The organism is Actinomycetospora sp. NBRC 106378 (assembly GCF_030269685.1).
Lineage (GTDB): Bacteria > Actinomycetota > Actinomycetes > Mycobacteriales > Pseudonocardiaceae > Actinomycetospora.
In genome coordinates this window covers 34,548-59,924 of sequence record NZ_BSTT01000005.1, presented here as the reverse complement: position 1 = coordinate 59,924, position 25,377 = coordinate 34,548, and the positions used below count along the sequence as shown (strand labels likewise).

The following is a 25,377-nucleotide window of genomic DNA, read 5'->3' as shown; positions in this document are numbered from 1 at the left end:
CGTCCGCATCGGGGTCCCGGCGTCCCGGTGGGCGTCGAGCCGGGCGCAGACCTCGTCCAGGGCCTCGGCGAAGACCGGGAACCGGGCGGCGAGCTCCTCCCCCGTGCCGGGGCGCTGCGAGCCCTGGCCGGAGAACAGCACGGCGGTCCGCCCGGCACCGCGGAGGTGGTGGCCGACGACGTGGGCGGCGGGGGTGCCCGCGGCGAGCGCGGAGAGCCCCGTGCGCAGGTCCTCGCGGTCCGTCGTGGTGATCACGGCGCGGTGCTCGAGGGCGGCGCGGGTGGTGGCGAGGGCGTGTGCCAGGTCGTGGCGGCCGTCCTCGGGGTGGCCCTCGACGTGGTCGAGGAGCCGGCGGGCGGTCTCCCGCAGCGCGTTGTCCGACCGCGCGGAGAGGACCACCGGCAGGACGGCGCCGTCGTCCGGGACCGTCGCCGGCACCGGGACCGCCGGAGCCTGCTCGAGGATCAGGTGGGCGTTGGTGCCGCTGGCCCCGAAGGAGGACACGGCGGCCCGGCGCGGCCGGCCGGTCGCCGGCCAGTCGGTCGCCGCGGTCAGCAGCGCCAGCCGCCCGGTCGTCCAGTCCACGTGCGAGGACGGGTTCTCGGTGTAGAGCGAGCGCGGCAGGCGCCCGTGGGTCATCGCCAGGATCATCTTGATCACGCCGCCGACGCCCGCGGCCGCCTGGGTGTGCCCGAGGTTCGCCTTCAGCGAGCCGAGCAGCACGGCCTCGTCGCGGTCCTGCCCGTAGGTGGCGAGCAGGGCCTGCGCCTCGATCGGGTCGCCGAGGGTCGTCCCGGTGCCGTGCGCCTCGACGGCGTCGACGTCCGCGGGGGCGAGCCCGGCGTTCGCCAGCGCCTGCCGGATGACGCGCTGCTGGGCCGGTCCGCTCGGGGCGGTCAGGCCGTTGGAGGCGCCGTCGGAGTTGATCGCCGACCCGCGCAGCACGGCGAGGACGTCGTGGCCGCGGGCCCGGGCGTCGGAGAGCCGTTCGACGACGAGCATGCCGACGCCCTCGGACCAGCCGGTGCCGTCCGCGTCGTCGGAGAACGCGCGGCAGCGGCCGTCCGGCGACAGCGCGCCCTGGGCGCTGAACTCGACGAACCCGACCGGGGTGGCCATGACGGTGACGCCGCCCGCGAGGGCGATCGAGCACTCCCCCGCCCGCAGCGCCTGGGCGGCGAGGTGCAGGGCCACCAGCGACGACGAGCACGCGGTGTCCACCGACACCGTCGGTCCCTGTAGCCCGAAGGTGTAGGCGACCCGGCCGGAGAGCAGGCTCGCGGCCTGCGCGGTCTGCCACTGGCCGGCCTCCTCCGGCGGGCGGTAGTCGCCGGCGCCGCCACCCACGAACACCCCGGTGTCGGCGGTGCCCCGCAGGGCGGTCGGGTCGATCCCGGCCCGCTCCAGGGCCATCCAGGTCGTCTCGAGCAGCACGCGCTGCTGGGGGTCCATGACGAGGGCCTCGTTCGGCGACACCCCGAACAGGCCGGGGTCGAAGTCGGTCGCGTCGTGCAGGAACCCGCCCTGCGCGGTGGCGCTGCGGCCCGCGCCGTCGCCGGCGAGGGTGTCGAGGTCCCAGCCGCGGTCGGTCGGGAAGGCCCCGACCGCGTCGACCTCGTCGACCATCAGCGCCCACAGGTCCTCGGGCGAGGACACGCCGCCGGGGTAGCGGCAGGCCATCCCGACGACGACGACCGGGTCGTCGGCGTCGTCCGCGGTGCCCCGCGCGCCCCGGCCGCCCTGCGCGGTGAGGACGACCGGGCGGGACCCGAGCAGCTCGTCGCGCAGGTGGGCGGCGAGCTCGGCCGGCGTGGGGTGGTCGAAGACGAGGGTGGCGGGCAGGTCGAGCCCGGTCGCGGCCCCGAGCTGGTTGCGCAGGTCGACCGCGGTCAGCGAGTCGAACCCGAGGTCGCGGAACGGCAGGTCGGCCTCGAGGGCGCCGGGGTCGGTGTGCCCGAGCACGGCGCCCGCGCGGGCGCGGACGAGGTCGAGCAGGAACGCGTCGCGCTCGGCGTCGGACTGCTCGGCGAGGCGGCGTCCGAGCTCCCCGGAGGCGGTCGGAGCGGCCGTCGCGGCGGCGTCGAGCGCCGCCCGGGCCTCGGGCAGGGCGTCGAACAGCGCGGTCGGCGTGGCGTGGGCCGGGGCGAAGGTCTCCCAGGCGACGTCGGCGACGACCTCCGCGGCGACCCCGTCCCCGAGCGCGGCGAGCATCGCGGCCAGCGCCACGTCGGGGTCGAGCACGGGCAGGCCGTTGACCCGCAGGTGCGCGGCGGTCGAGGCGTCCGCGGCGGTGGACCAGGCTCCCCAGGCCACCGCGAGGACCGGCATGCCGGTCGCGCGCCGGGCCCGGGCGAGGGCGTCCAGGTGGGCGCCCGCGGCGGCCTCGTCGGCGCGCCCCCGGACCCCCCACGCCCCGGCGACCGAGCCGAACAGCACGACGGCGTCCGGGGTCCGGTCGGCCAGGGCGTCGAGCAGGGTCTCCGCGCCCACCGTCCCGGCGGTGTGCAGGACGGTGAGGGGGCCGGTGACCTCGTCGAGCAGGGCCGCGAGGAACGCGGGGTCGGTGAGGTCGCCGGGGACGGTCCGACCGAGGTCGGGGTCGCTGTCCCCGGCCGTCCCGGTGCTCCCGGGGGCCACCACGAGCTGCGCCCCGCCCGCGTCCGCCCAGCGGGCGACCGCCCGGACGTCGGCGGTGGGCGCCCCGGTGACCAGGACGGTGCCGGTGGGGCGCGCGGCCGGCACGGCCCCGGCGGCGGTGCGCACGAGGCGGCGCCCGAGGGCGGCGCCGCCACGCACCGCGACCTCCCGCTCGCGGCCGGGGGCGGCGACGTGGGCGGCGAGCCGCGTGGCGGCCTCCGCCCCGGGGACCGGCGGGAGGTCGAGCAGACCGGCGAACCGGTCCGGTGCGGCGAGCGCGGCCACCCGGCCACGACCCCACAGCGACGCGGCCGCGGGATCGACGGGGGCGCCCTCCCGCGCGGCGACCGCCCCGCGGGTCACGCACCAGAGCGGCGCGGTGCACCCGGCCCGCTCGAGCGCGTCGAGGAGAGTCTCCGGGTGGGCGGCGGCGGGGGGCTCGCCGCCGAGCGCCCCGAGCAGGGACACGACCACGTCGGGCGTGGTGTCGAGCGTGGAGAGGACCGCGAGGCCCGCGTCCGGGTCGGCGGTGACGGTGACCGTGGTGCCGCCGAGCGCCGCCACGACCGGGGCGAGGGCGTCCGGCAGCTCCGCCGGGACGAGGACGACCGCGCCCGCCGGCGAGCCGGTCGCCGCGGTGGCGTCGGCCAGGGTGCGCCACGTCTCGTGGTAGCGCCGGGACGCGGCGGCGGAGCCGGTCTCGCGGCGGTGGCGCCAGGCGGACAGGGCCGGCACGACGCCCGCCACGGTGTCGTCGTCGAGGCCCAGGGTGTTCCCGAGCTCGGCGACGTCGGCCCGCTCGACCGCCGACCAGAAGGCCGCGTCGGCGGGGTCGGCCGTCGCCACGGCCGGTGCCGGCTCCGGCCAGAACCGCTCGCGCTCGAACGGGTAGGTGGGCAGCTCGGTGAGCCGCGCGCCGGTGCCGGCGAACCAGGCCGACCAGTCGGGGCCGGCGCCACGGACGTGCAGGGCGGCGAGGCCCTCCAGCAGCGCGGTCCCCTCGTCCCGGTCGCGCCGCGCGAGCCCGACCGCGGCGGACCCGGCGTCGGCCTGCTCGAGGACGGGACCGGCGGCGGCCGCGAGCGCGGCGTCCGGCCCGACCTCGACGGCCGTGGTGACCCCGGCCGCGGGCAGGGCCGCGACCGCGTCGGCGAAGCGCACGGGGGCCCGGACCTGCTCGACCCAGTACTCCGGGGTGCGCAGGGCCTCGTCGGCGACCGTGCCGGTGACGGTGGAGACGATCGGCAGGTGGGGCTCGCCGTAGGTCAGGCCGGCGGCGACCCGCCCGAACGCGGCGAGCATCGGCTCCGTGCGCGGCGAGTGGAAGGCGTGGCTGACCGTCAGCCGCCGCGTGCGGTGTCCGTTCGCGGCCAGCTCGGCGGCGGCGGCCTCGACCGCCTCCTCGCCCCCGGAGAGGACCACCGCGGTCGGGCCGTTGACCGCGGCGAGCGCGACGTCGTCGCCGAGGTACGGGGCGACGTCGTCCTCGCTCGCGGCGACGGCGACCATGGCGCCGCCGCGGGGCAGGGCCTGCATCAGCCGGGCCCGGGCCGCCACGAGGGTGCACGCGTCGTCGAGCGAGAGGATCCCGGCGAGGTGCGCGGCGGTGAGCTCGCCGATCGAGTGCCCGACGAGGACGTCGGGGGTGACCCCCCACGACGCGAGCAGCCGGAACAGCGCGACCTCGGTGGCGAACAGCGCGGGCTGCGCCCACCCGGTCTCGTCGAGCAGGTCGGCCTCGGCGGTGCCGGGGGCGGCGAACAGCACGGCGCGCAGCGGGACGTCGAGCTCGGCGTCGAAGCGGGCGAGGACCGCGTCGAGGGCCTCGGCGTACACCGGGTGGCGCGCCGCGAGGTCGCGGCCCGCCCCGAGGCGCTGCGACCCCTGCCCGGAGAAGAGGAACGCGGTGCGTCCGGGGTGGCGGGGGGCGCGGCCGCGGGTGACCTCGCGGGTCCCGTCGGGGCCGGCCAGCAGGACGGCCCGGTGCGCGAAGCGGCTGCGGGCGCCGGCCAGGGTGGCACCGACGTCGAGCGTGGACGCTCCCCGGGTGCCCGCGACCAGGCGGGCGACCTGGGCGTCGAGCGCGGTCGCGCTGCGGGCGGCGACGACCCACGGGACGGCGCCCGCGGCGGTGTCGGTGCCGTCGATGGTGTCGGTGCCGTCGATGGTGTCGGAGCCGTCGGTGGTGTCGGAGCCGTCGGCGGTGTCGACACCCTCGACGGTCCGGGCGTCCGCCTCCACCGCAGCGGGCGGGGCCTCGAGCACGACGTGGGCGTTGGTGCCGCTCACCCCGAACGCGGAGACCGCGGCCCGGGCCGGCCGGTCGGACGCGGGCCAGGTACGGGCCCCGTCGAGCAGGGCGACCGCACCGGTCGTCCAGTCCACGTGCCGCGACGGGGTCCCGACGTGCAGCGTCGTCGGCAGCACACCGTGCCGCATCGCGAGCAGCATCTTGATCACGCCCGCGACGCCGGCCGCGGCCTGGGTGTGCCCGACGTTGGACTTCACGGTGCCGAGCAGCAGCGGGCGCTCGGCGTCCCGGTCCCGCCCGTAGGTCGCGAGCAGGGCGTGCGCCTCGATCGGGTCGCCGAGCGTGGTGCCGGTGCCGTGGGCCTCGACGGCGTCGACGTCGGCGGTCGTGAGCCCGGCCGAGGCCAGGGCCGCGCGGATCACGCGCTGCTGGGAGAGCCCGTTCGGGGCGGTCAGCCCGTTCGAGGTGCCGTCCTGGTTGACCGCCGAGCCGCGGACCAGGCCGTGCACGCGGTGACCGTTGCGGACGGCGTCGGAGAGCCGTTCCAGCACGAGCACACCGACGCCCTCGGACCAGGCGGTGCCGTCGGCGTCGTCGGAGAAGGGCTTGCAGCGCCCGTCGGGCGCGAGCCCGCCCTGGGTGGAGAACTCGACGAACGAGTCGGGACCGGACATGACCGACACCCCGCCGGCGAGCGCGAGGTCGCACTCCCCCGCGGCCAGCGCGCCGCCGGCCCAGTGCATCGCGACCAGCGACGACGAGCACGCGGTGTCGACGGTGACCGCGGGGCCCTCCAGCCCGAGCGTGTACGACAGCCGGCCGGACATGACGCTCGCGGTGGTGCCGGTGGCGGCGTAGCCGGCGACGTCGGAGACCGAGCGGCGCAGCACCGTCGCGTAGTCCTGGCCGTTGGTCCCGACGAACACGCCGGTGGCCGACCCGCGCAGCGACTCCGGGTCGATCCCGGCCCGCTCGATCGCCTCCCACGAGGTCTCCAGCAGCAGGCGCTGCTGGGGGTCCATCGCGAGCGCCTCCCGCGGGGAGATGCCGAAGAACCCGGCGTCGAAGTCGGCGACGTCGTCGAGGAACCCGCCGGAGAGGGTGGCGGACGCCCCGGCGCCGAGGGCGGCGAGGTCCCAGCCGCGGTCGGCGGGGAAGGCGCCGATCGCGTCGCGGCCCTCGTCGAGCAGCGTCCAGAACTCGTCGGGGGTGCGGACGCCGCCGGGGAAGCGGCAGCCGATCCCGACGACGGCGATCGGGTCGTCGGTGTCCACGCCCGCGCGGGGCGCGGGAGCCGTCGCGTCGCCGTCCGCGGGCAGGGTGCCGAGCAGCTCGTCGAGCAGGAAGCGCGCGAGCTCGCGGGGCGTGGGCAGGTCGTAGACGAGGGTCGCCGGCAGGTCGAGCCCGGTCGCGGCGGTCAGGATGTTGCGCAGCTCCAGGACCGTCAGCGAGTCGAAGCCGAGGTCGCGGAACGGGCGGTCGTCGTCGATCCCGGAGGCGTCGGCGTGCCCGAGCACCCCGGCCACCCGCACCCGCAGGAACTCGCGGACCGCCCCGGGGCGGTCGCGCTCGGCGAGCGCCGAGAGGTGGGCCGCCAGGCCGGCCGCGGCGCCGTCGGTCGGGTCCGCGGCCAGGGCCCGGACCTCGGGCAGGTCGGCGACGAGCGGGAGCGGGCGGGTCGCACCGAGGGCGCGGTGCAGCACGGCCCAGTCGACGTCGGCGACGACGACGTCGGTGTCGTCGGCGTCGAGGGCGCGCAGCAGCGCCTCGACCCCGGCGGCCGGGGCGAGCGGGGTGAGGCCGCCCCGGCGCATGCGGGCGGCGAGCCCGCCGTCGGTCCCGTCACCGGCGACCATCCCCGCGCCGTCCCACGGTCCCCACGCCACGGAGGTCGCGGCGAGCCCGCGGGCCCGCCGGGCCGCCGCGAGGGCGTCGAGGGTGGCGTTGGCGGCGGCGTAGTTCCCCTGGCCGGCGGCGCCGAGGACGCCGGAGGTGGAGGAGAAGAGGACGAACGCGGCGAGGTCCGCGTCCGCGGTGAGCTCGTCGAGGTGGGTCGCGGCGACGGTCTTGGCCCCCAGGACGGTCGCGAACCCGCCGGGGGTGAGGGCGTCGAGGACGTGGTCGTCGACGACACCGGCGGTGTGGATCACGGCGCGCAGCGGCACCTCGGCGGGGACGGCGGCGAGCACGGCGGCGAGCGCCTCGCGGTCGGCGAGGTCGCAGGCGACCACGCTCACGCGGGCCCCGGCGCCCTCGAGGTCGGCGCGCAGCGCGTCCGCGCCGGGGGCGTCGGCGCCGCGGCGGCTGACCAGCAGCAGGTGCTCCGCGCCGTCGGCGGCGAGCCGGCGGGCGACGTGCGACCCGAGTCCCCCGGTGCCACCGGTGACGAGGACGGTGCCCGTGCGCAGGTCCGGGCGGGTGGCCGACCCGACGCCGGGCCCGGCCGGGGCGTGCACGAGACGGGGGACGAACACCCCGGACGCGCGGACGGCGTACCCGTCCTCCACGCCGGGCGCCGCGAGGACCGCGTCCAGCCGTCGGGCGACGGCGTCGTCGATCACGGCGGGCAGGTCGAGGGTGCCGGCGAAGCGCGCGGGCAGCTCCCGCAGCGCGGCGCGCCCCAGGCCCCACACCCCGGCACGGGCCGGATCGCCGACCTGCTCACCGCGACCGACCGCGACCGCCCCGCACGTGACGTTCCACAGCGGGGCGTCGAGGCCCGCGTCGCCGAGGGCCTGCATCGCGGTGAGCGTCAGGCCGAGGGCGGCGGGGGCGCCACCGGTGTCGCCGGAGGCGGCCGGGAGCAGGGAGAGGACCCCCGTCACCTCGGTGGCGTCGCCCACCGCCGCGGTGATCGCCGCGGCCAGCGCCGCGCGGTCGATGCCGGCCACCGGCACTACGGGGCACGGGCCGGCGGGCGAGCCGACGGCGGCGAGGACCGCGTCGATCCATCCGGGGTCGGCGGGGGCGAACCCGTCGGCGGGGACGAGGACGAGGTGGCGCCCGGCGGCCGCGCCCGGGGCGACGGCGGCCGGGGTCCAGCTGACGCGGTAGCGCAGGGCGTCCTGGTCGGCGGCCTCGTCCCGGCGGCGGCGCCACGCGGACAGGGCCGGGACCATCGCGGTGACGATCTCGTCGGGCAGGTCCAGCGTGCCGGCGAGGGTGGCGACGTCGTCGTGCTCGACCGCCGCCCAGAACTCGGCGTCGGCCGCGGGACCCGCAGGGCCGACCGCGCCCGCGGCAGCCGCGGCGTCGGGCCAGTAGCGCTGCCGCTGGAACGCGTAGGTGGGCAGGTCGACGGTGCGCGTCCCCGGGCCGGCGAGCGCGGCGCGGTCGACGACCGTCCCGTGGGCGTGCGCCGCCGCGACCGCCGCGAGGACCTCGCGGACCTCGGGCCGGCCGCGGCGCAGCACGGGCAGGGTCGCGGCGGCCGCGACCTCGTCGTCGCCGGTCTCGGCGCCGAGCGCGGCCAGCGACTCGCCCGCGGCGGCGCTGAGCACGCCGTCCGGGCCGAGCTCGACGAAGGTCCGCACGCCGCCCGGGCCGGCGAGCCAGCGCACGCCGTCGGCGAAGCGGACCGCCGCGCGGACGTGGGTGACCCAGTAGGTGGGGTCGGTGACCTGCTCCGGGGCGGCCGGGCCGCCGGTGACGTTCGAGACGAACGGGATCGCCGGGGCGTGGTAGGTCAGGCCCCGGGCGACGGCCGCGAACTCGTCGAGCATCGGCTCCATCAGCGGGGAGTGGAACGCGTGGCTCACGCGCAGCCGGCGGGTCCGCGCCCCGCCCTCGGCCAGGCGCGCGGCCAGGGCGAGCGTCGGCTCCTCGGCACCCGCCACGACGACCGCGCCGGGCCCATTGACCGCGGCGAGGGCGACGTCGACGACGCCGTCCAGCTCCGCGGCGACCTCGGCCTCGCCCGCCTCGACGGCGACCATCGCGCCGCCGGCGGGCAGGGCCGCCATCAGGCGGGCGCGGGCGGCGACGAGGGTGACCGCGTCGTCCAGGGAGAGCACCCCGGCCACGTGCGCGGCGGCGATCTCGCCGACCGAGTGCCCGGCGAGGTGGTCGGGGACGACGCCCCACGACTCGAGGAGCCGGAAGAGCGCCACCTCGAGCGCGAACAGGGCGGGCTGCGCGTAGCCGGTGTTCTCGAGCAGCGCCGCGTCCGCGCTGCCCTCGTCGGCGAACAGCACGTCGCGCAGCGGGCGGTCGAGCCCGCCGTCGAACCGGGCGCAGATCGCGTCCAGGGCGTCGGCGAACACGGGGTGGGCGGCGGCGAGCTCACGCCCGGCGCCGGGCCGCTGGCTGCCCTGGCCGGTGAAGAGGAAGGCGGTGCGACCGCGCCCCGCGGTGCCGGTGACGACGCCGGGGCCGGGCAGGCCGTCGCGCAGGGCGAGCAGGCCACGGGTCAGCTCGTCCGGGTCCTCGGCGATCACCGCGGCGCGGTGCTCGAGGGCCGCCCGCGTGGTGGCGAGCGAGGACGCGACGGCGGCGAGCGGGAGCTCCGGGTGCGCGGCGAGGTGGGCGAGCAGACGGTCGGCCTGGGCGCGCAGCGCGGTCGCGCTCCGCCCGGACAGCGAGGCCACGACCGGTCCGGCGGGGCCCTCGACGACGGCGGCCGGCTCGGCCGCGGGGGCGGCCTCGAGCACGGTGTGCACGTTGGTCCCGCTGATCCCGAACGACGAGACCGCGCCGCGGCGGGGCCGGCCGGTCTCCGGCCACGACGTCCGCTGCGCGAGCAGGGAGATCGTCCCGGCGGACCAGTCGACGTGGGTGGAGGGCCGGTCGATGTGCAGCGAGCGGGGCACGACCCCCTCCTGCAGGGCACGGACGAGCTTGATCACGCTCGCCACGCCGGAGGCCATCTGGGTGTGGCCGATGTTGGACTTCACCGAGCCGAGGAGCAGGGGGCGCTCCGGGTCCCGGTCGCGCCCGTAGGTGGCGAACAGGGCCTGCGCCTCGATCGGGTCGCCGAGCGCGGTGCCCGTGCCGTGGCCCTCCAGGACGTCGATGTCGCCGGGCCCGACGCCGGCGTTCGCGAGCGCCTGCCGGATCACGCGCTGCTGCGACGGCCCGTTCGGCGCGGTCAGCCCGTTCGAGGCGCCGTCCTGGTTCATCGCCGAGCCCCGGACGACCGCGAGGACCCGGTGGCCGTGGCGGCGGGCGTCGGAGAGGCGTTCGAGCAGGACGACGCCGACGCCCTCGGCGAGGGTCATGCCGTCGGCGCCGTCGGCGTAGGCCTTGCAGCGGCCGTCGACGGCGAGGGCGCGCTGGCGGCTGAAGCCGATGAACGGCATCGGGGTGGACATGATGCTGACGCCGCCGGCCAGCGCCAGCGAGCTCTCGCCGTGACGCAGCGACTGGCAGGCGAGGTGCATCGCGACGAGCGACGACGAGCACGCGGTGTCCAGCGTGACGGCGGGCCCCTCGAAGCCGAACAGGTAGGAGACCCGGCCGGACAGGACGCTCGGGAGCGTCCCGGTGATCATGTGGCCCTCGGCGCCCTCCGCGGCGGGGGTGCCGCTGCCGTAGTCCTGGTAGCTCGCGCCGACGAACGTGCCGGTGCGGCTGCCGCGCTGCGCGGTCGGGTCGATGCCGGCCTGTTCGAACGCCTCCCAGGTCGTCTCCAGCAGCAGGCGCTGCTGCGGGTCCATCGACAGCGCCTCGCGCGGGGAGATCCCGAAGAACGCGGGGTCGAAGTCGGCGACGTCGCGCAGGAAGCCGCCCTGGGTGGAGTAGGTGCGTCCGGCCGCGTCGGGGTCGGGGTCGTAGAGCCGCCCGGCGTCCCAGCCGCGGTCGGCGGGGAAGCCGGAGATGGCGTCGACCTCGTCGAGCGCGACCCGCCAGAGGTCCTCGGCCGACGCGACGCCGCCCGGGTAGCGGCAGCTCATGCCGACGATCGCGATCGGGTCGTCCTCGGCCGGGGCGGTGTCCGCGACGACGGCGGTCGGCCCGCCCGCGCTCCCGGCGAGCTCGCCGCGCAGGAAGCTGGCGAGGGCCTCCGGGGTCGGGTGGTCGAACACCATGGTCGAGGGCAGCGTGCGGCCGGTGACCTGGGCGAGCCGGTTGCGCAGGGCGACCGCGGTCAGCGAGTCGAACCCGACGTCGCGGAAGGCGCGCCGGTCGCCGAGCTCCGCGGGCGAGGCGAGGCCCAGGACCGCGGCGGCCTCGGCGCGGACGGTCTCGAGGACGGCGCGCTGCGCCTCGGCGGCGGACAGGTCGGCCACCCGGGCGGCGAACTCGCCGCGCGCGGCCTCGTCGGGCGCGTCGGCCGCCTCGGTGAGGGCGCGGACCTCGGGGACCTCGTCGAACAGGCTGGTCGGCCGCCCGGAGGTGAAGACCGGGTGGTAGGTCGCCCAGTCGACGTCCGCGACCGCGAGGGCGGCCTCGCCGTCGTCGAGGGCGCGGCCCAGGCCGGCGAGCGCGAGCGCCGGGTCCATGAAGTCCAGGCCGCTGCGTCGGATGGCCGTCGGGTCGACGCGACCGAGCTTGAGGTCGTCGGCCCAGATGCCCCAGAAGACGGCGGTCGTCGGCACCCCGGCGGCGCGCCGGGCCTGGGCGAGCGCGCCGAGGTAGGCGTTGCCCGCGACGTAGGCGGCGTGGGCGCCGCTGCCCCACAGGCCGGCGACGGAGGAGAACAGGACGACGGCGTCGAGCTCGGCGGGGTCGAGCAGGTCGTCCAGGACGCGGGCTCCGGTGACCTTCGCGTCCAGGACGCGGGCGATCCCCTCGGGGGTGGCGTCGGCGATGGTGTGCAGCTCGATGGTCGCCGCGGTGTGCAGCACGGTGCGGACCGGGCGCCCGGCGTCGCGGAGGTCGGCGAGCAGGGCGGCGACCGCCTCGGGGTCGGTGATGTCGCAGGCCCGGGCCTCGACGGTGGTCGCGGCGTCGTCGAACTCGGCGACCAGGTCGGTGGCACCGGGCGCGTCCGGACCGCGGCGGCTGCAGAGCACCACGTGCTCGGCGCCGCGCGCGACCAGCCAGCGCGCCAGGTGCGGCGCGAGGGTGCCGGAGCCGCCGGTGACCAGCGTCGTGCCCCGCGGGCCCGGGCCCGCCGGGCGGGCCGGTGTCGCGTCGGCACGCACCACCCGGCGGGCGAGCACCCCGGAGGCGCGCAGCGCGAGCTGGTCCTCGGTGCCGGCGCCGCCGGCGAGGACGGCGGCGAGCCGGTCGGCGGCACGGTCGTCCAGCGTGGCGGGCAGGTCGATCGTCCCGCCCCAGCGGTCGGGGTGCTCGAGCGCGGCCGTCCAGCCGACGCCGAGCACGAGGGCCTGCTCGGGGGCGACGACGACGTCGGCCGGACCGGTCGAGACGGCGCCGCGCGTCAGCGCCCAGAGCGGCGCGGTGACGCCGGCGTCACCGAGGGCCGCGACCAGGGCGGTCGTCGCGACGACGGTGCCGGTCGGGGCGTCCGCGGCGCCGGCGGCGAGCAGCGAGACCACCCCGGCGAGGCCGTCGTCGGCACCGTCGGCCGCCACGGCCAGCCGCTCCGCCAGGCGGGCCCGGTCGGTGGCGGTGGCGTCGGCGGGGTCGAGGAGGAGGCGACGGACCTCGGCTCCGCGTCCGGCCAGGGCGGTCGCGAGCACGTCGAGGTCGAGCGCGCCCCTCCCGTCGGGAGCGGGACCGTCGGGGCCGACCAGCAGCCAGGTCCCCCCGAGCGGGCGCGGCGGCAGCGTCGGCAGCGGGCGCCAGGCCGTGCGGTAGCGCCACGCGTCGACGGTGGAGCGCTCGCGGCGGGACCGCCGCCACGAGGCGAGGGCGGGCAGGACCGCGGCGACCGCGGTGTCGTCGGCGCCCAGGGTGGCGCCGAGGGCGGCGACGTCGCCGTCCTCGACGGCGTCCCAGAAGGCGTCGTCGGCGGGGTCGGCCGACCCCGGACGGGCCGCGGGCGGGACGGCCCAGAGGTGCTCGTGCTGGAAGGCGTAGGTGGGCAGGTCGACGCGGCGGGCGTCGGTGCCCGCGAACGCCGTGGACCAGTCGACGTCGACGCCGCGCACGGACAGCTCGGCGGCCGAGAGCAGCATCCGTGCGGGCCCGCCCTCGCCCCGGCGCAGGGTGCCGACGGCGACGCCCGGGACGCCGGCCTCGTCGATGACGTCCTGCACGGCCATCGCGAGGACGGGGTGCGGGCTGGACTCGACGAACGCGCGGTACTCCCCCGCGACGAGGGCGGCGATCGCCTCGGCGAAGCGCACGCGGTGGCGCAGGTTGTCGACCCAGTAGGTCGCGTCCATCGTCGTGGTGTCGAGCCATCCGCCGGTCACGGTGGAGAACAGCGGGATGCGCGCGGCGGTCGGCGCGACGTCGGCGAGGACGTCGAGCAGCTCGGCGCGCAGGTCCTCGACCTGCTCGGAGTGCGACGCGTAGTCCACCGCGATGCGGCGGACGCGCACGTCCCGGGCGGTGAGGTCGGCGGTGAGGACGTCGAGGGCCTCGGGGGTCCCGGCGAGGACGACCGCGCGCGGGCCGTTGACGGCGGCGACGGAGATCCCGTCGCGGTCGGCCAGTGCGGCCTCGACCTCGGCGACCGGCAGGGCCACCGACATCATCCCGCCGCGCCCGGCGAGGGACGCGGCGATCGCGCGGCTGCGCAGCGCGACGACGCGGGCGCCGTCGCGCAGCGAGAGCGCCCCGGCGACGACGGCGGCCGCGATCTCACCCTGGGAGTGCCCGACGACGGCGTCGGGCTCGACGCCGTAGGAGCGCCACAGTTCGGCGAGCGCCACCATGACGGCGAAGGAGGCGGGCTGGACGACGTCGACCCGCTCCAGCGCGGACGGGTCGGGGTCGCGCAGGACGTCGAGCAGCGCGACGTCGGTGAACTCCGCGAGGGCGGCCGCGCACTCGGCGATCCGCTCGGCGAAGACCGGTGACGCGTCGAGCAGGGCGGCACCCATCCCGACCCACTGCGAGCCCTGGCCCGGGAAGACGAACACGGTCCGACCGGCGACGTCGGCGACGCCGCGGGCGACGGTAGCCGACGGCCCGTCGAGGGCGATCGCCCGCAGTCCCTCGGCCGGCCCGGTCCCGGCCGCGGGCACGACGACGGCCCGGTGCGGGAGGGCGACCCGGGAGCTGACCAGCGACGAGGCCACGTCGAGCGGGCGCTCCGGCGTGCTCGCGAGGTGGGTGAGCAGGCGGTCCGCCTGGTCGCGCAGGGCGGCCGGGCCGTGGCCGGACAGCACCCAGGGCACGACGACGTCCGGCGCGACCGGGAGCGCGGGCGCGGGCTCCGCGGCGGCGGGGGCCTGCTCGAGCAGGGTGTGGGCGTTGGTGCCGCTGATCCCGAAGGAGGACACGGCGGCGCGGCGGGGACGGTCCACGGCGGGCCAGTCGCGCCCCTCGTCGAGCAGGCGCACCGTCCCCGGCGACCAGTCGACGTGGGTGGAGGGCTCGTCGGCGTGCAGGGTGGCCGGCAGCATCCCGTGGCGCAGCGCCATGACCGACTTGATGACGCCAGCGACGCCGGCCGCCGACTGGGTGTGCCCGATGTTCGACTTCACGGAGCCGAGCAGCAGCGGCGCCTCCGGGTCACGGCCCCGGCCGTAGGTGGCGAACAGGGCCTGCGCCTCGATCGGGTCGCCGAGCGGGGTGCCGGTGCCGTGGGCCTCGACGACGTCGACGTCGCCGGGCTCGAGGCCGGCGTCGGCCAGCGCGCGGCGGATGACCCGCTGTTGGGAGGGCCCGTTCGGCGCGGTCAGCCCGTTGGAGGCGCCGTCCTGGTTGACCGCCGACCCGCGGACGACCGCGAGCACGGGGTGCCCGTTCGCGCGGGCGTCGGCGAGCCGCTCGACCAGCAGGACGCCGACGCCCTCGGCGAGGGTCATGCCGTCGGCGTCGTCGCCGAAGGCCTTGCAGCGCCCGTCGTGGGCCAGGGCGCGCTGCCGGCTGAACGCGACGAACGGGTTCGGCGTGGTCATCACGGTGGCACCGCCGGCGACCGCCATCGTCGACTCGCCGTGCCGCAGCGACTGGCATGCCAGGTGCAGGGCGACCAGCGACGACGAGCACGCGGTGTCGACGGTGACCGCGGGGCCCTCGAGCCCGAAGACGTAGGCGAGACGCCCGGACAGCACGCTCGGGCTGCTCCCGGTCACCCGGTGTCCCTCGCTGCCCTCGCCGGCCCCCTCGCCGTACTCCTGGTAGCTCGAGCCGATGAACACGCCGGTCGCGCTGCCGCGGGCGGTGTCGGGGCGGATCCCGGCGCGCTCGAAGGACTCCCAGGTCGTCTCCAGCAGCAGGCGCTGCTGCGGGTCCATGACGAGGGCCTCGCGGGGCGAGATCCCGAAGAAGGTCGGGTCGAAGTCGCCGGCGTCGTGCAGGAAGCCACCGCGGGTGGAGTAGGTCGTCCCGGCGTGGTCGGGGTCGGTGTCGTAGAGGGCGGCGGTGTCCCAGCCGCGGTCGGTGGGGAACTCGCTCGTCGCGTCGACGCGGCCGACGACGAGGTCCCAGAGGCCCTCGGGCGAGGTGACCCCGCCGGGGAAGCGGCACGCCATGCCGATGATGGCGATCGGCTCGTCCGCGTTCGCCGCCGCGACGGGCGCGACCGCGATCCCGTCCTGGGCGCCGAGCAGCTCGGCGCGGAGGTGCCCGGCGAGCGCCGTGGGCGTCGGGTGGTCGAACACCAGCGTGGCGGGCAGCGCGAGCCCGGTGGCGCCGGCGAGGCGGCGGCGGAGCTCGACCGCGGTCAGCGAGTCGAACCCGGCGTCCCGGAAGGCCCGGTCGGCCACGACGTCGGCGGTCCCCGCGTGCCCGAGCACGGCGGCGGCCTCGGTGCGGACGAGGTCGGTGAGCAGGGCGGTCCCCGCGGTCTCGTCGAGGTCGCCGACCCGGCGGGCGAGCTCCGAGGAACCGGACGCCGCGGCATCGCCGTCCGCGGTCGCCGCGGCGGCCTCGGGCAGCTCGGCCAGCAGCGCGCTGGGACGGGCGGAGGTGAACAGCGGGGCGTAGCGCGCCCAGTCCACGTCCGCGACGGTGACGCACGGCTCGCCGGCGACGACCGCGCGGCGGAGCTCGGTCATGGCGGGGCCGGGGTCGAGCAGCCCGAGGCCCTGGCGGCGCAGCGACTCTGCGATCGTGTCGTCGGCGGCCATCCCCGCCTCCGCCCACGGCCCGAAGGCGACGCTGGTCGCCGTCCGCCCCCGGGCGCGGCGGGCCCGGGCGAGAGCGTCGAGGTAGGCGTTGGCGGCCGCGTAGGCGGCCTGCCGCCCGCTCCCCCACACGCCGGCGATCGAGCCGAACAGCAGGAACAGGTCGAGCTCCGCGTCGCCGAGCAGGTCGTCGAGGTGCGCGGCACCGGCGAGCTTGGCGGCGGCGAGGTCGGCGACCTGGCCGACCGAGAGCGTGTCGAGGGCGTCGAAGTGCCCGACGCCCGCGGTGTGCACCACGCCGGCGAGGCGCTCGCCGGTGGGGCGGTCCGCGAGCAGGGCAGCGAGCGCGGCGCGGTCGGCGACGTCGCAGGCCACGATCTCGACGGCGGGTCCGAGGGCGGTGAGCTCGGCCGCGAGGGCCTCGGCGCCGGGGGCCCCGGGGCCGCGGCGGCTGGTGAGGACGAGGCGGTCGGCGCCGGAGCGGGCGAGCCAGCGGGCGACCTCGGCACCGAGCCCGCCGGTCCCGCCGGTGACGAGGACGGTGCCGGTGATCGTGAACGCCTCCGGCGCCGGGAGGGTCTCGGCGCCGCCGCGGACCAGGCGGCGTCCGGCCGCCCCGTCGGGGCGCAGCGCCACCTGGTCCTCCCCGTCGGGCCCGTCCTTGGGGGCGAGCACCGCGGCGAGCCGTCCGCCGTCGTGGCGGCCGAGGACGGCGGGCAGGTCGACCAGACCGCCCCAGAGCTGCGGGTGCTCCAGGGCGACGACGCGCCCGAGGCCCCACACGGCGGCCTGGGCGGGGTGGGTCAGGGGGTCGGCGGGGCCGGTGGAGACCGCTCCCCGGGTGGCCGCCCACAGGCGCCCGGGGGCCTGCTCCGCGCCGGAGCGCGCCGCCAGGGCCTGCACGAGGGCGATCGTCAGCGCGAGGCCGCGGCGCAGCGGGGCGTGCCCGGGGTCGTCGGCGGGGTCCTCGTCGAGGGCGAGCAGGGACAGCACGTGGGCGTCGGGCCCGGCGACGGCGTCCAGCTCCGCGGCCAGCGCGGCGCGGTCGGCGGGGGTGCCGTCGAGGACGAGCCGCCGGACCCGGGCACCGTGTGCGCCGAGCGCCTCGGCGACGCCGTCCACGGTCGCGGCGTCGTCGCGGACGGTGGCCGCCCCCGCGACGACGAGCCACGTGCCGTCGAGCACCGGCGCCGCGGGACGGCGCAGCCGGGTCCACGTCTCGCGGTAGCGCAGACCGTCGAGCAGCGTGCGCTCGCCGCTGCCGCGCCGCCAGCCCGACAGGGCCGGCAGCAGGTCGTCCACGCCGCCGTCGGCGGCGTCGAGCCCGAGCAGTCCGGCGAGCTCGGTGGCGTCGCCGCGGTCGACGGCCGCCCACAGGCGCGCGTCGGCGGGGTCGGCGCCGACGCCCGGCGCCGCGGGCGGGCGCTCGGGCCAGTAGGTCTCGTGGGAGAAGGCATAGGTCGGCAGCGGGACGCGGCGGGCCCCGGTCCCGGCGAGCAGCGCGGGGAGGTCGGGGTCGGTGCCGCGCACGGCGAGCCGCGCGACGGCGGTCGCGGCCGCGACCGGCTCCGGGCGGTCGGTGCGCAGGAACGGGACCAGCTCGGCGTCGTCGTCCTCGCCGAGGACGTCGCGGGCCAGGGCGGTGAGCAGGCCGTCGGGGCCGAGCTCGAGGAAGGCGGTGGCGCCGCCCGCGCGCAGGGTGCGCACGCAGTCGGCGAAGCGGACGGTGCCGCGCACGTGGCGCACCCAGTAGTCCGCGGAGCGGGCGGTGGCCTCGTCGAGGCGCTCGCCCGTGAGGTCGGAGACCAGCGGGACACGTGGGGCGTGGTAGGTCAGCGACTCGGCGACGACCCGGAAGTCGTCGAGGACGGCGTCGACGTGCGGCGAGTGGAAGGCGTGGCTCACCCGCAGCTCGCGGGTGCGACGCCCCCACGAGGCCACGGTGTCGGCGACGCCGCGGACGGCGTCGACGTCCCCGGAGACGACGACCTTGTCCGGGCCGTTGACGGCCGCGATCCCGACGCGCTCGGAGAGCAGGTCGGCCACCTCGTCCTCGGCCGCCTCGAGCGCCACCATGGCCCCGCCGTCGGGCAGGGCGTCCATGAGCGCGGCGCGCGCGGTGACCAGGCGGGCGGCGTCGGCGAGACCGAACACCCCGGCGACGTGGGCGGCGGCGATCTCGCCCACGGAGTGGCCCGCGACGGCGTCGGCGCGCAGGCCCCAGGCCTCGGCGAGCCGGTACAGGGCGACCTCGATCGCGAACAGCGCGGGCTGGGTCCAGCCGGTGCGGTCGAGCAGCGCGGCGTCGTCGGACCCGGGCTCGGCGAACAGCACGTCGCGCAGCGGGCGGTCGAGCAGCGGGTCGAGCTCGGCGCACACGGCGTCGAGGGCGGCCGCGAAGCGCGGCTCGGAGCGGGCCAGGTCGCGGCCCATGGCGGCGCGCTGGCTGCCCTGGCCGGGGAAGATCACGGCGAGGCGCGGGGTCGACGCGCGCTCGCCGGTGACGACGTGCGGGTCGCTCCGGCCGGCGGCGAGGGCGGCGAGGGCGGCGTCGAGGGTGTCGTCGGACCCGTCGGTGACCACCGCGGCCCGGTGGTCGAACCGGGCGCGGGTCGTGGCGAGCGAGAGGGCGAGGTCGGCGGCCGTCTGCCCGGGGTGGGCGCGCCGGTGCGCGGCGAGCCGGGCGGCCTGGCCGCGCAGGGCCGCGGCGCTGCGCGCGCCGAGCAGCAGGGGCACGGTCCCCGGGGTGCGGACGTCGACGGGGACGTCGGCGGGAGCCGGGGTCTCCGGCTCGGGCCGTTCGAGGACCACGTGGGCGTTGGTGCCGCTGATACCGAACGACGACACCCCGGCCCGGCGCGGCCGGTCGACCGCCGGCCACGGGGTCGCCTCGGTGACCAGCGCGACCTCGCCGGCCGACCAGTCCACGTGCGAGGACGGCGCGTCGACGTGCAACGTCGCCGGCAGCACCCCGTGGCGCATCGCCTGGACCATCGTGATGATCCCCGCGGCACCCGCGGCGGCCTGGGTGTGGCCCAGGTTCGACTTCACCGAACGCAGCAGCAGCGGCTCGTCGCGGTCGCGGCCGTAGGTGGCGAGCAGCGCCTGCGCCTCGATGGGGTCGCCGAGCGTGGTGCCGGTGCCGTGGGCCTCGACGGCGTCGACGTCGGCGGTCGTGAGCCCGGCCGAGGCCAGGGCGGCACGGATGACGCGCTGCTGGGACGGCCCGTTCGGTGCGGTGAGCCCGTTGGAGGCGCCGTCCTGGTTGACCGCGGAGCCACGGACGACCGCGAGGATCTCGTGGCCCTGGCGCACCGCGTCCGAGCGGCGCTCCAGCACGAGCATCCCGACGCCCTCGGACCAGCCGACCCCGTCGGCGGCGTCGGCGAACGCCTTCGACCGCCCGTCGGGGGCGAGGCCGCGCTGGCGGGAGAACTCGACGAACGTGGTGGGGGTGGCCATCACGGTGACGCCACCCGCCAGGGCGAGGGAGCACTCGCCCGAGCGCAGGGCCTGCATCGCCCAGTGCATCGCGACCAGCGAGGACGAGCAGGCGGTGTCCACCGTGACCGCCGGCCCCTCCAGGCCCAGCGTGTACGCCACGCGGCCGGAGGCGATGCTCGGCGAGCTGCCGCTGCCCTGGAACCCCTCGAACTCCGGACCGGCCAGGACCGCCGAGTAGTCGCTGTACATGACCCCGGCGAACACGCCGGTCGCCGTCCCGCGCAGCGACGTCGGGTCGATCCCGGCCCGCTCGATCGCCTCCCACGACGACTCCAGCAGCAACCGCTGCTGCGCGTCCGTCGCCAGGGCCTCCCGCGGGCTCATCCCGAAGAACGCCGGGTCGAACTCCCCCGCGTCGTGCAGGAACCCGCCGTGGCGGGTCGTCGTCGTCCCCGGGTGGTCGGGGTCGGGGTCGTAGAGGTGCTCGACGTCCCAGCCGCGGTTGGTCGGGAACCCGCTCACCGCGTCCGTGCCGGAGACGACCAGGTCCCACAGCTCGTCGGGGTCGGACACCCCGCCCGGGTACCGGCAGGCCATCCCGACGACGACGATCGGGTCGTCGGCGCCCACGGCGGTGACCGGCGCGCCGGTCGTCGCCGGCTCGGCGAGACCGGCGAGCTCCGCGAGGACGTGGTCGGCGAGCCGGCGGACCGTCGGGTGGTCGAAGACCAGGGTGGCGGGCAGGCGCAGCCCGGTCGCCGCGCCGAGCCGGTTGCGCAGCTCGACGGCGGTCAGCGAGTCGAAGCCCAGGTCGCGGAAGGCCCGCCCGGCGTCCACGTCGCCGACGTCGGCGTGCCCCAGCACCAGCGCCACCTGCGCGCGGACCAGGTCGAGCACGAGGTCGTCGCGGCCCTGCGCGTCGAGGCGGGCGAGTCGCTGCGCGAGGCCCGTGCCGGCGGGCGTGGCGGGGGCGGCCACGCCACGGCGGCGCCGGGGACGGGTGAGGGCCTCGAGCAGCGGGACCGGCACGCCACGCTCGCGCAGCGCCGCGAGGTCGAGGCGGACCGGGACGAGCACCGGGTCGTCGGTGCGCAGGGCGAGGTCGAACAGCGCGAGCCCCTGCGCGCGGGTCAGGGGCGGGACGCCGGAGCGGGCGATCCGCTCGGCCTCGTCGTCGGTCAGGGTGCCGGTCATGCCGGCGCCGGACTCCCACGGCCCCCACGCGAGGGAGAGCCCGGGCGCCCCGGCGGCGTGTCGGTGGGCGACGACCGCGTCGACGAAGGCGTTCGCGGCGGCGTAGTTGGCCTGGCCGGCGCTGCCGAAGATGCCGGCGACCGACGAGAAGACGACGAACGCGTCGAGGTCGACCCCGAGCCGGGCCGGCACCTCGTGCAGGTGCCAGACGGCGTCGACCTTGGGGGTGAGCACCTGCGCGAGGCGCTCGTCGGTCAGCGACTCGACCACGCCGTCGGCGAGCACGCCCGCGGTGTGCACGACCGACCCGATGCCGTGGGTGGTGAACAGGTCGTGCACCGCGTCGACCTCGGAGACGTCGGCGGCGACGACCTCGACCCGGGCGCCGGCGGCGACGAGGTCCGCGGCGAGCTCCGTCGCGCCGGGGGCCGCGGGACCGCGACGGCTGGCCAGGACGAGGTCGCGGACGCCGTGGTCGGTGACGAGGTGGCGGGCGAGCAGGGCGCCGAGACCGCCGGTGCCGCCGGTGACCAGCACGGGGCGGCCGCCGGGGAAGCCGCGGCCCGTCTCCCCGACGGGCAGGGTGGCGCGGGCGAGGCGGGCGGCCTGCAGCTCGCCGCCGACGACGCGCAGCTGCGGCCCGGTGGCGGCCAGCGTCCCGGCGGGCAACCCGGACCCGTCCGCCGTGGCCGCGGCGGCGTCGAGGTCCACCAGGACGAAGCGGCCCGGGTGCTCGGACTGCGCGGAGCGCACGAGGCCCCATACCGCGGCCGAGGCGAGGTCGTGGCCGGTGGTGGCCCCGCGGGTGACCAGGACGAGCCGGGCGCCGTCCACGGCCGCGCCGAGTCCGAGCCAGGCGTGCACGGTCCGCAGGGCGGCGGCGGCGAGGCGGTGCGCCGCGGCCGGGACGGTGTCGGCGGTGTCGCGGTCGTCGGCGGTGTCGCGGTCGTCGGTGAGCGCGAGCACGACGGTGGCGGGGATGCCGGCCGGGCGGGAGGCGAGGTCGGCGAGGTCGGCGACCCGGACGGCGTCGGTCAGGTCGGCGGCGGCGTGCAGACCGAACGGGTCGGCGCCGACGAGCGCGACCGGACCGGGCCCGGCGGCGGCCGCGGCGACGGCGGTCCAGTCGAGGCGGAACAGCGCCTCGCGGGCGAGCGCGGCCTCGCCGTCGGCATCGCTGACACCGCTGGCCACGGCGCGCAGCACGAGGCCGTCGACGGAGAGCACCGGGGAGCCGGTCGGGTCGGTCACGGTCAGCGCGACGGTGTCGTCGGCGACGGGCGACACGCGGACCCGCAGGACGGTGGCCCCGCCGGCGTGGAGGGTGACGCCCTCCCAGGAGAACGGGACCCGGGCCTCGCCCCGGCCGTCGGGCGCGAGCAGCGGGACGGCGTGCAGGGCGGCGTCGAGCGCGGCGGGGTGCAGCCCGAAGGTCTCGGCGTCGGCGCGGGCGGACTCGGGGAGGACGACCTCCGCGAGGACGTCGTCGTCGTGGCGCCACGCCGCGGACAGGCCGCGGAAGGTCGCGCCGTAGGCGAACCCGAGTCCGGCGAGGACGTCGTAGTGGTCCTCGACGGCGAGGGGCTCGGCGCCGGCGGGCGGCCAGACCGCGGCGTCGTCGACCGGCGCGGGAACGGCGGTGGCCGGGGCGAGGACGCCGGTCGCGTGGGCGGTCCAGGAGATCTCGTCGTCCGTCGCGGCGCCGGTGTCGGGCCGCGCGTACACGGTCAACGGTCGCCGGCCGGCGCCGTCGGCGGCGCCGATCGCGAGCTGCACGGCGACCCCGCCGTCGGCGGGCAGGACCAGCGGGGCGGCGAGGACGAGCTCCTCGACCCGGTCGCAGCCGACCTCGTCGCCCGCCCGCACCGCCAGCTCGAGCACCGCGGTCCCGGGCAGGAGGGTCCGTCCGCCCACGGCGTGGTCGGCGAGCCACGGGTGGGTGCGGACCGAGATCCGTCCGGTGAGCAGGGCGCCGTCGGAGTCGGCGAGGGACGTGACGGCGGCGAGCAGGGGGTGCCCGGCGACGCCGAGCCCGGCGGCGCGCAGGTCGGCGGTGCCCTGGTCGCCGCGCGGCCAGTAGCGGCGGCGCTGGAAGGCGTAGGTCGGCAGTTCGACGCGCCGGGCGCCGGTGCCGGCGAACCACGCGGACCAGTCGACCGCCACGCCGTGGACGTGCAGGGCGGCCAGCGCCGCGGTGAGCGTGGTCTCCTCGTCGCGGTCGGCGCGCAGGGCGGGCACGCACACGGCGTCGGCGGGCACGGCGTCGCGCACCAGGCCCGTGAGGGCCGCGTCCGGGCCGAGCTCCAGGAACGCGGTCGTCCCGTCTTGCACGAGCTGCCCGACGCCGTCGCCGAAGCGCACGGCGCGGCGGACGTGGGAGACCCAGTACCCGACCGAGGTGATGTCGTCGGCGACCGTGGCGTCGGTGACGACGGGGACCTGCGGCGCGTGCAGCTCCAGTCCCTCGACCACCGCCCGGAACCCGTCGAGCATCGGCTCCATCAGCGGGGAGTGGAAGGCGTGGCTGACGCGCAGCTCGCGGGTCCGGTGGCCGGCGGCCGCCAGGTCCGCGGCGACCGCGGTGACGGCGGCCCGCTCGCCGGAGAGCACGACCGACCGGGGACCGTTCACGGCCGCGATCGCGACCGGGCCCTCACCGAGCAGCGGGGCGACCTCGTCCTCGGACGCCGCCACCGCGACCATCGCCCCGCCGGCGGGCAGGGCGTCCATGAGCCGCCCGCGGGCGCAGACCAGGGCCGCGGCGTCGGGCAGGGACAGCACGCCCGCGACGTGCGCTGCGGCGATCTCGCCGACGGAGTGGCCGATCAGGTGGGCGGGGGCGACCCCGAGCGAGGTGACCAGGCGGTACAGCGCGACCTCGACGGCGAAGATCGCCGGCTGGGCGTAGGCGGTGCGGTCGAGCAGGTCGGGGTCGTCGCCGTGCAGTACCTCGCGCAGCGGACGCGGCAGGTGCTCGTCGAGCGCGGCGAGGACCTCGTCGAACGCGTCCGCGAAGACCGGGAAGCGGGCGGCGAGCTGCCGGCCGGCACCGAGGCGCTGGCTGCCCTGGCCGGTGAACAGGACCGCGAGCTCCGGCTCGTCGACGGCCGTGCCGGCGACGACGCCGGGCAGGGCCGTCGCGTCCGCGTCGGGGGCGGCGAGCGCGGCCAGCGGCGCGGCGAGGTCGTCGGGTCCGGACGCGAGGACGACGGCCCGGTGGGCGAACGCGGTGCGGGTGGTGGCGAGGGAGAAGGCGGTGTCGCGCAGGTCCGCGGGCCGGTCGCCGTCCCACGCGTCGGCGAGGGTCGCGGCCTGGGCGCGCAGCGCCTCGGAGCTGCGTCCGGAGACCGCCACGGGGACGGTCCCCGGGACCAGCGCGGGCGCCGGGTCCGCGTCGGGCGCCTCCCCGGCCGGTGCCTGCTCGACGACGGTGTGGGCGTTGGTGCCGCTGATGCCGAAGGACGAGACCGCGGCCCGGCGCGGGGCGCCGGTCTCCGGCCACGGGGTGTTCTCGGTGACGAGCCGGACGTCGCCGTCGCCCCAGTCGACGTGGTGGGTGGGGACCTCGGCGTGCAGGGTGCGCGGGAGCACGCCGTGCCGCATCGCGAGGACCATCTTGATGATCCCGGCGACGCCGGCGGCGGCCTGGGTGTGGCTGAGGTTGGACTTGACCGAGCCGAGCAGCAGCGGGCGGCCCTCGGGGCGCGCGCGGCCGTAGGTGGCGAGCAGGGCCTGGGCCTCGACGGGGTCGCCGAGGGTGGTGCCGGTGCCGTGCGCCTCGACGGCGTCGACGTCGCCGGGCGAGAGCCGGGCGTTGGCGAGGGCCTGGGTGATGACCTGCTGCTGGGACGGGCCGTTCGGCGCGGTCAGCCCGTTCGACGCCCCGTCCTGGTTGACCGCGGTCCCGCGGACGACGGCGAGGACGTCGTGCCCGTGCCGCACCGCGTCGGAGAGCCGCTCCAGGACGAGCAGGCCCACACCCTCGGCCCAGCCGGTGCCGTCCGCGGTGTCGCCGAAGGACCGGCAGCGCCCGTCCGCGGAGAGGCCGCCCTGGCGGCCCATCTCGAGGAAGGTGCCGGGGCCGGACATGACGGTGACGCCGCCCGCGAGGGCGAGGGTGCACTCCCCCGCCCGCAGCGCCTGGGTGGCCAGGTGCACCGACACCAGCGACGAGGAGCAGGCCGTGTCGATGGTGACGGCCGGCCCGACCGTGCCGAAGCTGTAGGCGATGCGCCCGGAGAGGACGCTGCCGGTGGTCCCGGTGAGCGCGAAGCCCTCGGCGCCGTCGGCCGGCCCGACCCGGTAGTCCTGGCCCATGGCGCCGATGAACACGCCGGTGTGGGTGCCGCGCAGCGAGGTCGGCTCGAGCCCGGCCCGCTCGAAGGCCTCCCACGCGGCCTCGAGGACGACCCGCTGCTGCGGGTCCATCGCCACGGCCTCCCGCGGGGAGATGCCGAAGAACTCCGCGTCGAACTCGGGCGCGTCGTGCAGGAAGCCGCCCGCCACCGCCGACGCGTCCGCGAGGGCGTCGACGTCCCAGCCGCGGTCGGTCGGGAGCGCGGTGATGCCGTCCCGCCCCGCCTCGAGCAGGCGCCACAGGTCCTCGGGACTCGTGACGCCGCCCGGGTAGCGACAGGTCATGCCGACGATGGCGATCGGCTCCCCGGCGGCGGCCTCGAGCTCGTCCACGCGTCGGCGGCTGCGCCGCAGATCGGTGGTGGCGCGCTTGAGGTAGTCGCGGAGCTTTGCTTCGTTGTCCAT

General features: G+C 78.2%; 1 protein-coding gene (cut by a window edge). It reads right to left on the bottom strand.

Features of this window, described 5'->3' with window-relative positions:
* A protein-coding gene (locus QSK00_RS13760; protein WP_285591568.1) for a type I polyketide synthase crosses the window boundary here: on the bottom strand, positions 1-25,377 show its 5' portion. 3,117 nt of this gene lie to the left of the window's left edge; only the first 25,377 of its 28,494 coding nucleotides appear in the window; the start codon lies at positions 25,375-25,377; its stop codon lies off the left edge, out of view.